At 40.7% G+C, this 13,727-nt stretch carries 15 protein-coding genes and 1 tRNA gene; 11 read left to right on the forward strand and 5 right to left on the reverse strand.

What is annotated here, in order from left to right; genetic code table 11:
* The first annotated feature begins 9 nt into the window (after positions 1-9).
* A tRNA-Gly gene (locus tag AN391_RS16355) sits at positions 10-85 on the forward strand.
* Between the two features lie 440 nt (positions 86-525).
* Here the strand turns inward: AN391_RS16355 and AN391_RS16360 are convergent.
* The 3 genes from AN391_RS16360 to AN391_RS16370 all read right to left on the reverse strand — a co-directional run bounded on the left by AN391_RS16360 (position 526) and on the right by AN391_RS16370 (position 1,925).
* Entirely contained in the window at positions 526-954 is a 429-nt protein-coding gene (locus tag AN391_RS16360) for a secondary thiamine-phosphate synthase enzyme YjbQ (RefSeq protein ID WP_055016391.1), read from the reverse strand.
* Entirely contained in the window at positions 951-1,418 is a 468-nt protein-coding gene (locus tag AN391_RS16365) for a chemotaxis protein CheX (protein ID WP_055016392.1), read from the reverse strand. Before AN391_RS16365 ends, AN391_RS16360 begins: the two co-directional genes overlap by 4 nt.
* A gap of 72 nt (positions 1,419-1,490) precedes the next feature.
* Positions 1,491-1,925: a transcriptional repressor gene (locus AN391_RS16370; protein WP_055016425.1), complete on the reverse strand. Its 435-nt coding sequence runs from the start codon at positions 1,923-1,925 to the stop codon at positions 1,491-1,493.
* A gap of 94 nt (positions 1,926-2,019) precedes the next feature.
* Here AN391_RS16370 and AN391_RS16375 point away from each other — a divergent pair, with 94 nt between their 5' ends.
* The 8 genes from AN391_RS16375 (at position 2,020) to AN391_RS16410 (ending at position 7,558) form a co-directional block, all read left to right on the forward strand.
* Positions 2,020-2,640 (forward strand): MarC family protein, encoded by a 621-nt coding sequence (locus tag AN391_RS16375; protein WP_055016393.1) that lies wholly within the window; start codon positions 2,020-2,022, stop codon positions 2,638-2,640.
* 81 nt (positions 2,641-2,721) lie between these two features.
* Complete coding sequence (dusA, locus tag AN391_RS16380; protein ID WP_268795591.1) at positions 2,722-3,711, forward strand: tRNA dihydrouridine(20/20a) synthase DusA; 990 nt, start codon at positions 2,722-2,724, stop codon at positions 3,709-3,711.
* Positions 3,712-3,952: 241 nt separating this feature from the next.
* Positions 3,953-4,645 carry a PspA/IM30 family protein gene (locus AN391_RS16385; protein ID WP_055016394.1) on the forward strand — a complete coding sequence of 231 codons (693 nt, stop codon included), beginning with the start codon at positions 3,953-3,955 and terminating at the stop codon, positions 4,643-4,645.
* A 10-nt stretch (positions 4,646-4,655) separates the two neighbouring features.
* On the forward strand, positions 4,656-4,862 hold the full coding sequence (locus tag AN391_RS16390) for a PspC domain-containing protein (RefSeq protein WP_055016395.1): 207 nt from the start codon (positions 4,656-4,658) through the stop codon (positions 4,860-4,862).
* Positions 4,863-4,871: 9 nt separating this feature from the next.
* Positions 4,872-5,198, forward strand: coding sequence for a hypothetical protein (locus tag AN391_RS16395; RefSeq protein WP_055016396.1), 327 nt, complete (start codon positions 4,872-4,874; stop codon positions 5,196-5,198).
* A 78-nt stretch (positions 5,199-5,276) separates the two neighbouring features.
* Positions 5,277-5,789 carry a copper chaperone PCu(A)C gene (locus tag AN391_RS16400; RefSeq protein WP_055016397.1) on the forward strand — a complete coding sequence of 171 codons (513 nt, stop codon included), beginning with the start codon at positions 5,277-5,279 and terminating at the stop codon, positions 5,787-5,789.
* Between the two features lie 8 nt (positions 5,790-5,797).
* Positions 5,798-6,784 carry a DUF2333 family protein gene (locus AN391_RS16405; RefSeq protein WP_055016398.1) on the forward strand — a complete coding sequence of 329 codons (987 nt, stop codon included), beginning with the start codon at positions 5,798-5,800 and terminating at the stop codon, positions 6,782-6,784.
* Between the two features lie 3 nt (positions 6,785-6,787).
* Positions 6,788-7,558 carry a TIGR04219 family outer membrane beta-barrel protein gene (locus AN391_RS16410; RefSeq protein ID WP_055016399.1) on the forward strand — a complete coding sequence of 257 codons (771 nt, stop codon included), beginning with the start codon at positions 6,788-6,790 and terminating at the stop codon, positions 7,556-7,558.
* Between the two features lie 24 nt (positions 7,559-7,582).
* Here the strand turns inward: AN391_RS16410 and AN391_RS16415 are convergent, their stop codons facing one another.
* Both AN391_RS16415 and AN391_RS16420 read right to left on the reverse strand, forming a co-directional pair.
* On the reverse strand, positions 7,583-8,470 hold the full coding sequence (locus AN391_RS16415) for a TIGR03899 family protein (RefSeq protein ID WP_055016400.1): 888 nt from the start codon (positions 8,468-8,470) through the stop codon (positions 7,583-7,585).
* Complete coding sequence (locus AN391_RS16420; protein WP_082429344.1) at positions 8,439-9,020, reverse strand: SRPBCC family protein; 582 nt, start codon at positions 9,018-9,020, stop codon at positions 8,439-8,441. The genes AN391_RS16415 and AN391_RS16420 overlap by 32 nt, the downstream gene beginning before the upstream one ends.
* Before the next feature lie 142 nt (positions 9,021-9,162).
* On the opposite strand from AN391_RS16420, the gene AN391_RS16425 reads away from it, so the two are divergent.
* Positions 9,163-11,364, forward strand: coding sequence for an EAL domain-containing protein (locus AN391_RS16425; RefSeq protein WP_055016401.1), 2,202 nt, complete (start codon positions 9,163-9,165; stop codon positions 11,362-11,364).
* Between the two features lie 109 nt (positions 11,365-11,473).
* A complete protein-coding gene (locus AN391_RS16430; RefSeq protein WP_055016428.1) occupies positions 11,474-13,660 on the forward strand; it encodes a YgiQ family radical SAM protein in 2,187 nt (728 codons plus the stop codon).
* The last annotated feature ends 67 nt before the right edge of the window (positions 13,661-13,727 follow it).

Raw genomic sequence — 13,727 nt, forward strand, 5'->3', positions numbered from 1 at the left:
AACTATAAAGCGGCACTAGCTCAGTTGGTAGAGCGCGACCTTGCCAAGGTCGAGGTCACGAGTTCGAGCCTCGTGTGCCGCTCCAATCTCTCTAAATACCCCACTAAAACAAAAACGTCTTAAAACAATATTTTTATCTTACCTACGCAATTTATTCATAATGGTTATATTGCATTGAGCTTTTAATCTAGCAGTACAAAAAATAATTAAAGAATGACAATGAGCAATAATACTTAATCATTTTGCGGTGCTAAACGTGCCACTACCAAAGTTAAAAAGACCTCATTTACGGCTGCATGGATGCAGAAGGTAGAGCAATGCAGGAACAATTGCCGAGAACGACTAAATAGCAAATTTTAGCCTAGCTATAGATATACTTTTTACCTAAAAATAGCTTAGTTGTTTTACGTAAGGTCCTATGAAGCCATTAAATATGCGTGGCAACATGCCGCCGCGCGGTATAAAGAATTTTAAATAATGCGAAGTGACGCGGGTAAAAGTAAGGGAGGGGAGGTCAATACAAGGTTAAAAGGTTTCGCCTTGCAAGGTCGCTATAATACGTCTTGCACCGCCAGCGTCACGATGCTCGCCTAAGTAAATACCTTGCCATGTACCTAGCGCTAAACGTCCGTTGCTGATAGGGATACTTAGCTCGCACCCTAGCGTGCTGGTTTTTATATGGGCTGGCATGTCATCGTCGCCTTCGTAATCATGGCGGTAATAAGACTGGCGCTCAGGTACAAAATGGTTGAAGTGGCTTTCCATATCCATGCGCACTGTTGGATCGGCGTTTTCGTTTATGGTTAAACTTGCCGAGGTGTGTTGAATAAATAAATGCAATAGGCCTACTTTATAGTTAGTAAGCTCATTTAATTGGGCAAGAATTTCATCGTCAATTAGATGAAATCCTCGGGCGCGCGGTTTTAAGGTTATTTGAGTTTGTTGCCAGCTCATAATTTATCAAAGCTAACTTCTATATTCGCATCACCCGCATCGCAGCTAAATGGCATAATTATTTTTTTGCCTTTACTTTTATGTGTGATGATGTGGCCTTTACCAGCGACAACAATCGGAGTTGCCATATCGAAATCATAGCCTTTTTCGCCGAGTAAATTTTTAGCGCCGCCAGTTACCATATTAGTAATTTCCCCAACCATATCAGTTACTTCATCATCAATACCGTCAGGGCGCTCACCAAGCATGCGTTCCATAATGGTTAGGGCTAAGTTTTCATCAAAGGTAATTGAAAATGAGCCACGTGTTTGCGCGCCCACCATGCCAATTAAACCTGAAACATCTCCACAGGCGACTTCGTCTGTTTTGATACGCGGTTTACCTGGTTTTAACTCGGTTTGTGCCATTGTAGATAACACATTGATCAAAGAAGATAAAAATGGATTAATGAACTCAACATTCATGTTCGGTACTCTTAAAATTGGTGCTAAAGTGGCTATCTGTATATGAGTATAGCTTTAAAACAAACTTTGGGTTTAGCTTCTACAAGACTCACACTTACCATGTGCTTCAATAGTTTGTCCTGATACAACAAAACCGCTTTCTGCTGCTAAGTTGTTCAGTTCGTGAGAAATAACGGTAGAGTGCAGCTCTTTTACAAAACCACAAGTGTCACAAATTAATAGCTGCACAGGATGAATATGATCAAAGTGATGACAAAGCATAAATGCATTGGTGCTTTCTATTTTGTGAATAAACCCCAGCTCTGATAAAAAGTCTAGTGCACGATAAATCGTTGCAGGTTTTGCGCCTGACTCTGTCATTTTTAATTGCTCGAGTAAATCGTATGCACCTACGCCACCTTGCGCGCTGGCTAACAAACGAAAAACTTTTTCGCGGATTGGCGTAAAACGCGCGCCGCGGTTGTCACAAACTTGTTTTGCTTTACTTACGAGTGATTCTATATTCATCATTCTCTTATCCTTACGCTACCGTGATATACTAACATACTGTGTTGTACTTGCAGCGTTTTTATTAAACACTTTTTATCTAGGAAGCCCATTAATGCATGAATTAATAGCTATATTTATTTTCTTTTTTGCGGTGATAGACCCGATAGGTACAGTGCCTGTATTTATTGCTGTGACACGCGGGGAGGATGAAAAGTTTAAACGAAAAGTTGTTTTCAAAGCGGTAGGCGTATCTGCAGTGGTTTTACTGTTTTTTGTTATAGCTGGCGAGCAACTGTTAAATGCAATTGAAATACCGCTCTCGGCGTTTCAAATAGCCGGTGGCATTGTATTGCTTATTTTTGCGCTTTCAATGATTTTTGGTGAAAGTAAGCCCGAGTCTGAAATTAAAAGTGTACGTGACAGCACAGAAACCGCTATTTTTCCGTTAGCAATTCCCTCTATAGCTAGTCCTGGTGCTATGCTAGGCGCTGTACTGATGACGCGCAACGAAGAATATACGTGGGTTGAGCAAGTTACTACATCGTCGATGATGCTGGCTGTACTTGTTGTTGTACTTGTACTTTTGTTACTCGCAAATCACGTGCATAAGTTAATCGGCGACAGTGGCGCAAGCATTATAAGTAGAATCATGGGGTTAATTTTAAGCTCAGTGGCTGTGACAAATATACTCAATGGTATTGCGCATTATTTTGGTTTACAAATATACAGCTAACATTGATGCTAATTAGGCTTTTGTGTAGAATACAGCGCCTTTTTATGGGCGCATTTACTTATAATCCCCGAGGCTTTTACATTGCAAAAACGCACATCAGATAACCCTACGTTAAACAGGCGCTTTTCAGTTGCCCCAATGTTAGATTGGACAGATCGTCATTGCCGTACTTTTCATCGTAAGATGACTAAGCACGCTGTTTTATACACTGAGATGATCACCACAGGGGCTATTTTATTTGGGCGTGGCGATTACTTACACTTTAATCAACACGAAGGGCCGGTTGCTTTGCAACTGGGTGGCTCAGACCCCGATGCGCTTGCTAAATGTGCAAGACTTGCGGGTGAGCGTGGCTACGATGAAATTAACCTAAATGTAGGCTGCCCATCAGATAGGGTACAAAACGGGCGCTTTGGTGCTTGCTTAATGGCTGAGCCTGATCTGGTTGCACAATGTGTTGCAGCAATGAAAAGCGAAGTAGATATTCCGGTTACGGTAAAAACGCGCATTGGTATTGATGAACAAGACTCGTATGAGTTTTTATGCGCGTTAATTGAAGCTAGCCATAAAGTTGGCTGTGATGACTTTATTATTCATGCCCGTAAAGCGTGGTTGAATGGCTTAAGTCCTAAAGAAAACCGTGAAGTCCCGCCGCTTGATTACCCACGTGTTTATCAGCTAAAAAAAGACTACCCACAGCTCGATTTAAGTATTAACGGCGGTGTTAAAACGATTGAAGAAAGCCTTGCGCATTTAGCGCACATAGACGGCGTTATGATTGGCCGCGAAGCATATAGCAACCCATTTATGCTTAATGAAGTGGATGAAAAAATTTACGGTGAGGTGGCTAATACCCAAACGCGTCACGATGTGGTGCGTGCTATGTACGATTACATCGAAGAAGAAATGCGTTTAGGTGCTAATTTTTGGCATATAGCACGTCATATGTTGGGGATTTTTCAGGGGCAGCCTGGGGCGCGCGGATTTAGACGTCACCTTTCAGAAAATGGCCATGGTAAACAGGCTGATTTGTCGGTTATGGATAAAGCATTGAGTTTTGTACCCGAATAAACTTAAGCCGTATAAATTTTAAATTAAGCCACTTTTTAGTGGCTTTTTTGATCCTAAAATTTAGTCAAAAGATCAAAATATTAGTTAATTACACTTTTCTATGTTCAGCTTATGGTCACTTGCAATGACACCTTTTAAATTTTAAGTGTATGTTTTGAAAGTATAATATTTATTTTTTAAGAGTTTGGCATAACTCTTGGAATCGTCTTGTTGTTATCAATTAAAACAATGGGACAAAACAATGAGTGTATTTAATCGCGTAAATGACGTTATCAAATCAAATATAGCAGCCATGCTAGATAAAGCTGAAGACCCTGAAAAGCTTCTCAACCTTATGTTAAGTGAAATGCAAGAGGCATTAAATGAGTGCAGAAGCACTGCTGCTGCCTTACTGTGTGAAGAAAAAACGCTTAAACGCCAAATCGCACAAAAACAAAAAGATTTAACCTCATGGCAAACAAAGGCAGAGCTTGCCGTTGCTAAAAACCGTGATGATTTAGCCAAGTCTGCCTTGTTAGAAAAACAACAAGTACACGACAAAATTGCTGAAAAAAGCACGCAGCTAGATGAGCTTAAAGAGTCGATAAAGAAAATTACAGCGGATTGTGAACGTTTACAACAAAAAATGGCGCACGCTAAAACTAAACAAGCGCAATTAATAAAACGCCACGATATTGTTGTTGCACGTGAAAAAGTGAATATGCAATTACACAGCGACAATGTTGCCAATGCCTTGTCTCGCTTTGAAATGATAGAGCAAAAAGTGGAAGGCATAGAGGCACAAGTTGATGCTTATGAACTTACACATACGGCACGTTCAACCGCTGAGCAAATAGCGTCTTTAGAAAAAAATGAAAAAATAGATGCAGAGCTGGCTCGTTTAAAAGCCAGTGTTAAACATAATAATATCAATACAACAGTGCCAAACGCCTAGGGAGTTGAGTATGAATAACTTTAAAACACAGCGTGGTTGGTACAAAGACTCGCTTAATAAAAAAATATCGGGCGTTTGTAGTGGTTTAGCGCGTCGCCTTGATTTTCCGGTGTGGTCAACACGCTTAGTGACTATTTTATTATTTATCAGTTTTCCGTTTGCAGTGGCGCTTGGTTACTTTATAGCTCATTGTTGCCTTGAAGAGCGGGCGTATTAGGAGAGGGATATGAAAACCTTAGCAATATGTGTTGTTGTTTATGTATTACTTTTTACTGATGCGGTGTCGTTAATACATTTTGATTCATGGCAGTTCCCGTTGTGGATTGCAGATATGAGCTGGGTAGGACTAGAGTTGGCCGGCGTATTAGTTGCCATTATTGCTGTAGTAGCTGTTATGGCTTTAATAACCATGGGGTTAATTGGCGCAGGGGTTGTTGCATTAGTTGGCACCATTTTGGCGCTGTTATTTGGCTCGGTAATGATAGCGTGGCCTTTATTATTTGTAGCTGTACTGTGTTGGTTGGTGCTCGATAACAAAAAAGTAACCTCTTGAGCCTTAATTTAACTGACTATTATTAGTTAACTATGTTAAATTTAAAGTGAAATTTATGCTTTCACAAGGAACAAAGCGATGATGAAGCAGTGCTTTTTTATGGCCTCGGCGTTAATGTTTAATGTGTTTTCGTCATCGGTTGCTGCACATGCTGGGCACAGCCACGATACAGACGAAGCTAAACTTGAAGTAAGCCATGCGCAAGTAAGAGCGTTTTTGCCTGGCAGTAAATCGAGTGTTGGCTATTTAACAATTTCTAACCACGGTGGCGGTGTTGCTAAATTAACCAAAGCAACCATTGAAGGTTTAGGCAGAGTAGAGATTCATGAGCATACACATGTCAATGGTATGATGAAAATGCAACAAGTTAACGCTGTTACCATTAAGGGCCATGAAAGTTTAAGCTTTCAGCCTGGTGGTTACCATTTAATGGTATTTGATCCACAAGAACCACTAAAAGTAGGGCAAGAACGTAAACTCACGCTATATTTTAGTGACGGTAATCGCTTGTTTACTAATGCTCAGGTGGTCTCACTTGAAGCGCAAGCCGCGAATTCTAAGCCATCTAAAAAACAACACGCTCATCACTAGGAGGATAAATGTCGCAACACAAAGGAAAAATAGCTGGTGCATTGATTGCGCTGCTTATTATTTTTTACGCTATTGCTGTTTATTGGAGTATTGAGCCGGCACGCTTTAACGTGGTTACTCATGCAAAAGAGACGGCACAAGCGCGTAGTGAAAAAATGGTAACGGGCTACACAACAACCACAACACTCATTACTGTTGCTAGCACTTTACTTGATAAGCAAGGTGGCTATTTATCAAACGATGTAATGCCCCCAAGTGTGATAATGGATGATATGCCTGCATGGGAATATGGCGCGCTTGAAATGGTGCGTGATTTAGCCCTATCTATGCGTAAAGATTTTAGCCGTTCGCAGTCGCAATCAACCGAACATGAAGCGCTTAAAAAAGCGCAGCCGCAGTTTAATATTAGCTCTGAGGCATGGGCTTGGCCAAGTGCCGAGGGAGAGTACCAAAAGGGAATTGACTATTTAGTAGTATACCGCTCACAAATTGCTAACGAGCATGAGCGAGATAGTCAATTTTACTCACGTGCAGATAACCTACGTAGCTGGTTAAAAGAAGCCGAAAAGCGTTTAGGTAGTTTAAGCCAGCGTTTAAGTGCAAGTGTTGGCCAAGACAAGGTAAATACTGATTTAGCAGGTAACTCATCTAACACGCAGGCAACCTATTCACCACTTCAGCAACAAGTAAGGACGTCGTGGTGGGAAATAGACGATGTATTTTACGAGTCGCGTGGTGCAACGTGGGCGTTATTACACTTTTTACAAGCGGTTGAATACGACTTTGCAGATGTACTTGAAAAGAAAAACGCCCGTGTAAGCTTACAGCAAATTATACGTGAGCTTGAGGCAACACAAGAAACCGTGTGGAGCCCAATGATTTTAAATGGGAATGGCTTTGGCTTTGTAGCAAATCATTCTTTAGTAATGGCAAATTATATTTCAAGAGCCAATGCGGCTTTAATCGAACTTAGCGAACTACTAGCTCAAGGATAAAAAATGAAAAAGTATTGTTTAGCAGCTGCCCTTTCCATGGCATGTTTAGCCCCTGCAGCACAGGCAGACACTTTATTAGGTTTATATGTAGGTGTTGATGGCTGGCAGTCAGATAATGACGGTCAGTTTTCTTACAAAGATAACGCACCACAAGATTTTAATTTTGAAGACGAAACTTTTATTAGCTACTATGCGGCGCTAGAACACCCAGTGCCATTAGTTCCTAACCTAAAGCTTAAATATACAGAGCTTGAACTTAATGGTTCTGCAACCCTTACTGATACGTTTAGCTTTAATGGCTCAGATTATGTGGTTGGTACAACGGCAAACACATTAAGTGATTTAACTCATATTGATTACATTCTTTATTACGAAATTTTTGATAACGATTTAATTTCAATTGATTTAGGCTTAAACGCAAAGCAGTTTGACGGTGACGTTGTTGTCACTGGTACTACTCAGCAAGGTGGTACTAACTTCTCTGAAACTGTTGATTTTTCAGGTTTTGTACCACTTGCGTACGGCCGCGCTGAAGCAGGCTTACCCTTTACAGGTTTAAGTGTGTTTTTTGAAGGCAGCTTTTTAGCTATCGACGATAGCAAAGTACAAGACTATCAAGTAGGCGTAGCGTATGAACTTATTGATAACCTGGCTGTAGATGTTGCAGTTAAAGCGGGTTACCGTTCTATGACGCTTGAGCTTGATGATGTTGACGATATTAATACCGATATTGACGCATCAGGCCCATTTGCGGGTATTCAGGTTCACTTTTAATTAGTGAGCTTATAACGTGGTGTGCTATTTATTAGCATGCCACGTTAAATCAAACTCACCCTCCAGTGCATTATTAATTAATTGCTTATACACCTTATTTATAGGGTAGTTTATGAGTTTAGAAAGCTCATCGCCAGTTTGCGTAAACTTATAATAGCTTAATACCAAGTCACTGCTTTTAGCTTTTAATGTCACTTTTTGCGATAAAAACGACAGGGTGAGTTCTTGGCCTGCTTTTAATACCGCCGATTCTATCTCTTTTCTGTAGAGTAAATTAAGATCCATAAGCGTTAGAATATCAGGAAAGCTGATCCCCGTTTTTCCTAAATTAAGCGACACCTTATTACCTTTTCGTAACAAGTCAAAAAGCGATGGCTTTTTATAAAACCCTAATAAAATAAAGTGGCTGTCATCTTTTGCGTTGTAGCTGCTCAGCGATACACATTTTTGTAATGCATCTGCTTCACGTTGGGTCATGTGTTTGAGTGTTTGTAAGCTTTTTATAGAAAAAGTACCTGGGTTGAGTGTCTCACCAGTTAAAATTTTAGCCCACAATGTTTGCATTGACTCGTTAGAGGTGTCTTCACATAGGGCAATAAAGCGCTCAATCCAGTCGGCATCGGGTTGCTTATTACTTGCCACGTCGGGGCAAAATTCCATGGCTTTAGCTAAAATGGTTTCTATGTTTTGTTGCTGTTTTATAAGCAGTAAATCTTGGCGCTTTTGGGCGCGCGCTAAAATAGGGTTATCACTATTTATGTGATAAAGCGGGTTTAGATCGCCTTTCGAACCGTAACTTTGATTTGTACTTGGTTGCCCGGTATTGCTGGTTATTTTTTTTACAGGGTAGCCAAGTAAAGACTCAATTATATTAGCAAGATTAATTCTCGCTTGGGCTGATTTTACTGTCATTTGTATCCAGCTGAGTTTTTTGGTCGCGTAATTGCGCCACTGTTTGTAAGTTATTTAAGCCAAGCGACACCGTATTGTTTAATACGTACTCGCTTAAAATCGATAGATAACCTGAGATTAGCGGGGCGTTTGTTTGGCCATTAATTTTACAAGTTACATTTACCCTATCTTCTACTTCGTTAAAGGTAATTTCACCTTCAATAATATGTTCATTTTTTAAAAGCGCATTAAAGGTCATTCTATTTTTTGAAAGCGAAGTAATGGTCATTTCACCGTATCCCCAATCGCTTTGCCACGATTGATGCGCGCCTATACCTCTGATGGGCTCGCCGAGCGCAAAACGAATGCTTGGGTCTACTTTGCCCCAAGGTGACCATGTATGCCATAGGCTAAAGTCTGACACGAGCGATTTAACAGTTTCTACTTTGGCATTTATTTGTATGCTTTTATTGACGCTGTAATTTTGCGGAAGCGTTAAACCAATCAAAATAGCCACTAAAATTAACAATGAGAGCGTTTTTATTAGGGTTTTAAAAAATTTAATATGCACACCTTTTACGAGTTTTTTAGTTTGAAATATAACAACTTTTTATTAATCGACTATAGTATGAATTAGCCTATAAACCAAAAAATATATTTTTAGTACATAGGTATGAGGTTATTTAAGCATTAAAACTGATAAAGGGAAGATAATGTCGTCAGAACAAAGCGATTTTTTATTTTTAGCGCCAGACAGCGAAGAAGAAATAACCCCAGAGGTATCTGACTTTTGGGATGTTTTGATCGTTGATGACGATCCTGAAATACATTCAGTGACTAAGCTCGCGTTGTCGGGCGTAGAGTTTTGGGGAGCAGGGCTACGTTTTCATGATGCATATTCCGGCAGCGAAGCCATCGAAATACTCAAAAACAATAATACAATATCTGTCATATTTTTAGATGTAGTGATGGAATCTGATGATGCGGGTTTACAAGTTGTTAAGCGTGTACGCGAAGAGCTTAATAATCAACATGTACGAATTATTTTACGTACAGGCCAAGCGGGTAACACCCCAGAAGAAAAAGTAATTCGCGAATACGACATTAACGACTATAAAACAAAAACCGAGCTGACCCGTTCAAAGCTTGTGACATCGCTCATTACAGCGATACGCTCTTACGAGCAAGTATGCAAGCTTGAGTATCAAAGTGATGCGATGAACACTATTGTTTCGGCATCAAAGTCTATTTTAGGTCTCACCGATATTAAAGTACTGTGCAAAGAAATTATTAAACACTTAGGCATTATTTTAGAGTCCCAGCAGGTTGGGCTAGTGTGCAGTAAACTTGATGGCGAAAACCATATACAGGTGCTTGGAGGAAGCGGTCATTATGAAAGCTACTTTGGTGAAAAGCTTATTAATGTAGACAGTATGGCCTTAGAGCAAGTTGAGCAATGTTTTGAAACTGCAAAGCATACACAAAGCGACTCAAGCATGACCTTTATTGTAAAAAGTAAGCATCGTCAGGCTGCCATTTATTTAGCGTGTGAGCATAAACCAAGTGAAGCACAGCTACAATTTGCAGAGATTTTTCTTACTAATGTGAGTGTAGCCCTTGATAACGTTAGGCTGTTTGTAAAGCTTAGGGATGCAGCCTACAAAGATGTACTTACAGGTATTTCTAACCGTACTAATTTTATTGAGCGGGTGGAGCGTTATCAAAAACCACATGTGAATGACTATGTTTTTGTATTAATTGATATAATTGGTTTTGCAGATATCAATAATGGCTTAGGGCAAGAAATTGGCAACCATTTACTCATTGAAATCGTAAAAAGGCTTAAAGACGCTTACCCCGACGCAAAGCTACTATCACGTATTGGTGCGGATGTTTTCGGCTTTATTATTCGCCAAACAGAATTTAATCTCGAACAATTTAACGATGTACTGAATGTACCTTTTAAAGCTGGTGAGCATATTTTGCCCATCGATTTTAGAATTGGTTTATGTCAGCAGCAAGACTTTCAAAGCACAGGTTTAGACACACTCAAAGTTGCTTATATTGCGCTTAATCAAGCTAAAAAGCTTAAATGCAAAGAAGGGGTTTACTACGAAGTTGATATGCAAGATAAAATGGCCTGGCGCTTAGGTATTATTAGGCAGTTACGCCATGACTTTGCCAGAGAAAAGTTACAGGTTTGGTATCAGCCGCAACTTTCCCTCGATAATTTATCGTTAATTGGTTGCGAAGCCTTACTGCGTTGGCCATCAGAAGATGGCTCGTTTATATCGCCAGCTGTGTTTGTGCCATTAGCAGAGGACGCCGGTTTAATTGTTGATATTGGCCAATGGGTGTTAGAGCAAGCATGTCAGCAGCAAAAACGTTTAGAAGCGTTGGGTGAAGAAATTTGCATTGCTGTAAACGTATCTGTGCCGCAATTTAAGGTAAAGGGCTACGCGACAACAGTAAAAAACACTTTACAAAAGTATGACGTTAAACCTTGTAATATCGAATTAGAAGTCACTGAAAGTGTGGTGATGGATGAACTAGAAACCGTGATCAATACCTTAAAAGAGTTAAAAGAGTTAGGCGTTGAAGTAGCGATTGATGACTTTGGAACGGGCTTTTCTTCGTTGAGTTACTTACAAAGCTTACCGCTTGATAGACTTAAAATTGACCGCGCTTTTGTAAAAGACTTGCCCGATAACGACACCGGCGCTATTGCTGCTTTGGTGGTGTCGCTTGGCGCTAAATTAGGTCTGAAAACAATTGCTGAAGGTGTAGAAACACAGCAACAGGCAGAGTTTTTAAAAAACTTAGGGTGCGATGAAGTACAAGGTTTTATGTATGCTAAGCCCATGCCCGAGCAAGAACTGTTAGAGTTTATAAAAGAGCGAAATAAAAAAGACTAATATAAACAGATCACATACTAACAAGGCGCGATATACGCAGGTAATGTTGTATAAATAAGCAATGTATTAGGATATAATTCGCGCCTTTTGTTATTCAATGGCCAAAATTATGAGCTCTCTTAAAGCTGAACGCGCGCTATTCTCATACCCAAAATATTGGGCAGAGTGTTATGGCACTGCACCATTTTTACCTACAACTCGCGAAGAAATGGACGCACTCGGCTGGGATAGCTGCGATATTATTATAATCAGCGGTGATGCTTATGTGGATCATCCTAGTTTTGGTATGGCAGTGATTGGCCGTGTACTTGAAGCACAAGGCTTTAGAGTCGGTATTATTGCTCAGCCAGACTGGCAATCAAAAGATGCCTTTATGGCACTTGGTAAGCCGAATCTATTTTTTGGTGTAACCGCCGGTAATATGGATTCGATGATCAACCGTTACACGGCTGAAAAACGCATGCGCCATGACGATGCCTACACGCCAGGTAATGTAGGTGGCAAGCGCCCTGACCGTGCGGTGATGATTTACTCTCAGCGTTTACGCGAAGCATACAAAGGCGTGCCCATTGTGATTGGTGGTATTGAAGCAAGCCTGCGTCGTATTGCTCATTACGACTATTGGCAAGAAAAAGTGCGTCGTAGTATTTTATTTGACTCTAAAGCCGATATCCTTATTTATGGTAATGCAGAGCGCCCGCTTGTAGAAGTGGCCCACCGTATAGCCGCTGGCGAAACTATGGATACAATTCAGGATATTCGTGGCACAGCCGTTATTCGTAAAGAGCCAATACCGGGTTGGCGTGGCAGTGATTCAACTGCGATTGATAAAATAGGCAAAATAGATCCAATCCCTAATCCTTATGGCGCAGATGATGTAGGGTGTAGTAAATCAGAGTTTAAACAAGCCGGTATTGATTTAAAAGCTGAGGCTGCTAAACCTATTACTATTCAGCCAGCGCGCCCTAAACCGTGGGAAAAAACCTACGTTAAACTGCCTGCATTTGAGCAAGTCAGTGTTAATAAGCCTTTGTATGCCCACGCATCACGAATTTTGCACCAAGAGACAAACCCAGGCTGTGCCCGGGCATTATTTCAGCGCCATGGCGATCGCTATATTTGGGTAAACCCGCCTGCATTTCCGCTCGAAACCCATGAAATGGATGATGTATTTGGCTTACCTTATCAGCGTATACCGCACCCAAGTTATGGGGATGCAAAAATACCCGCTTACGATATGATTAAAACGTCAGTTAATATTATGCGTGGTTGTTTTGGCGGTTGTTCGTTCTGCTCTATTACCGAGCATGAAGGGCGTATTATTCAAAGTCGTTCGCAAGAGTCGATTATTGATGAAATAGAACAGATTCGAGATAAAGTGCCTGGTTTTACCGGGGTTATTTCTGACTTAGGCGGCCCAACAGCAAATATGTATAAGCTGCGCTGTACGAGTAAAAAAGCAGAAAGCACTTGTAGGCGGCTTTCATGTGTTTATCCTGATATTTGTAAACACATGGATACAGACCATACACCTACTATCGATTTGTATAAAAAAGCCCGTGAAGTGAAAGGTATTAAAAAGATTTTAATAGCCTCAGGCGTTCGTTACGATTTAGCCGTACAAGATCCGCGCTACGTTAAAGAGTTGGTGACACATCATGTGGGGGGCTATTTAAAAATTGCGCCAGAACATACGGAGGATGGTCCTTTATCTAAAATGATGAAGCCGGGCATGGGGGCTTACGATCAATTTAAAGAACTATTTGATAAGTACTCAAAAGAGGCTGGTAAAAAGCAGTATTTAATCCCGTATTTTATTTCTGCTCACCCAGGTACAAAAGACGAAGACATGGTTAACATGGCACTGTGGCTTAAATCTAATGACTTTAAGTTAGACCAAGTGCAAAACTTTTATCCATCACCTATGGCTAATGCGACCACTATTTATCATACAGAAATGAACTCACTGCGTAATATTAAAAATAACAAAGAGCAAGTGCCTGTACCAAAGGGAGCTCGTCAGCGTCGCTTACATAAAGCAATACTGCGCTATCACGATCCATCGGGTTGGCCAATGATCCGCGAGGCATTGCGTAGTATGGGGAAAGCCAATTTAATTGGTAAAGGCCCAAATTGCTTGGTGCCAGAAGAAGGCCGCGATGAAAAAGCACACAAAGGCGCAGGTAAAGGTAGAGGAGGGCGCCCAGCCTTAACGCGCCATACTGGCTTTAGCCAATTTAAAAAGGCTAACACTAAACCTAAAGTGGGCGGGAATCGCCAACGTGCTGCTAGGTAAGCGTTAAAATAAAAAACCCGATACTGTTACTCAGTATCGGGTTTTTTATTGCTCTGATTTTGGCGTA

The sequence above is a fragment of the Pseudoalteromonas sp. P1-13-1a genome, from assembly GCF_001401875.1.
GTDB lineage: Bacteria > Pseudomonadota > Gammaproteobacteria > Enterobacterales > Alteromonadaceae > Pseudoalteromonas.

What these genes read in the sequence shown, in the direction of transcription:
- AN391_RS16375 (WP_055016393.1), top strand. Translation starts at nt 2,020, where the DNA reads ATGCATGAATTAATAGCTATATTTATTTTCTTTTTTGCGGTGATAGAC.
- AN391_RS16370 (WP_055016425.1), bottom strand. Translation starts at nt 1,925, where the DNA reads ATGAATATAGAATCACTCGTAAGTAAAGCAAAACAAGTTTGTGACAAC.
- AN391_RS16360 (WP_055016391.1), bottom strand. Translation starts at nt 954, where the DNA reads ATGAGCTGGCAACAAACTCAAATAACCTTAAAACCGCGCGCCCGAGGA.
- AN391_RS16410 (WP_055016399.1), top strand. Translation starts at nt 6,788, where the DNA reads ATGAAAAAGTATTGTTTAGCAGCTGCCCTTTCCATGGCATGTTTAGCC.
- AN391_RS16415 (WP_055016400.1), bottom strand. Translation starts at nt 8,470, where the DNA reads ATGACAGTAAAATCAGCCCAAGCGAGAATTAATCTTGCTAATATAATT.
- AN391_RS16365 (WP_055016392.1), bottom strand. Translation starts at nt 1,418, where the DNA reads ATGAATGTTGAGTTCATTAATCCATTTTTATCTTCTTTGATCAATGTG.
- AN391_RS16385 (WP_055016394.1), top strand. Translation starts at nt 3,953, where the DNA reads ATGAGTGTATTTAATCGCGTAAATGACGTTATCAAATCAAATATAGCA.
- AN391_RS16430 (WP_055016428.1), top strand. Translation starts at nt 11,474, where the DNA reads ATGAGCTCTCTTAAAGCTGAACGCGCGCTATTCTCATACCCAAAATAT.
- AN391_RS16395 (WP_055016396.1), top strand. Translation starts at nt 4,872, where the DNA reads ATGAAAACCTTAGCAATATGTGTTGTTGTTTATGTATTACTTTTTACT.
- AN391_RS16405 (WP_055016398.1), top strand. Translation starts at nt 5,798, where the DNA reads ATGTCGCAACACAAAGGAAAAATAGCTGGTGCATTGATTGCGCTGCTT.
- AN391_RS16425 (WP_055016401.1), top strand. Translation starts at nt 9,163, where the DNA reads ATGTCGTCAGAACAAAGCGATTTTTTATTTTTAGCGCCAGACAGCGAA.
- AN391_RS16400 (WP_055016397.1), top strand. Translation starts at nt 5,277, where the DNA reads ATGATGAAGCAGTGCTTTTTTATGGCCTCGGCGTTAATGTTTAATGTG.
- AN391_RS16390 (WP_055016395.1), top strand. Translation starts at nt 4,656, where the DNA reads ATGAATAACTTTAAAACACAGCGTGGTTGGTACAAAGACTCGCTTAAT.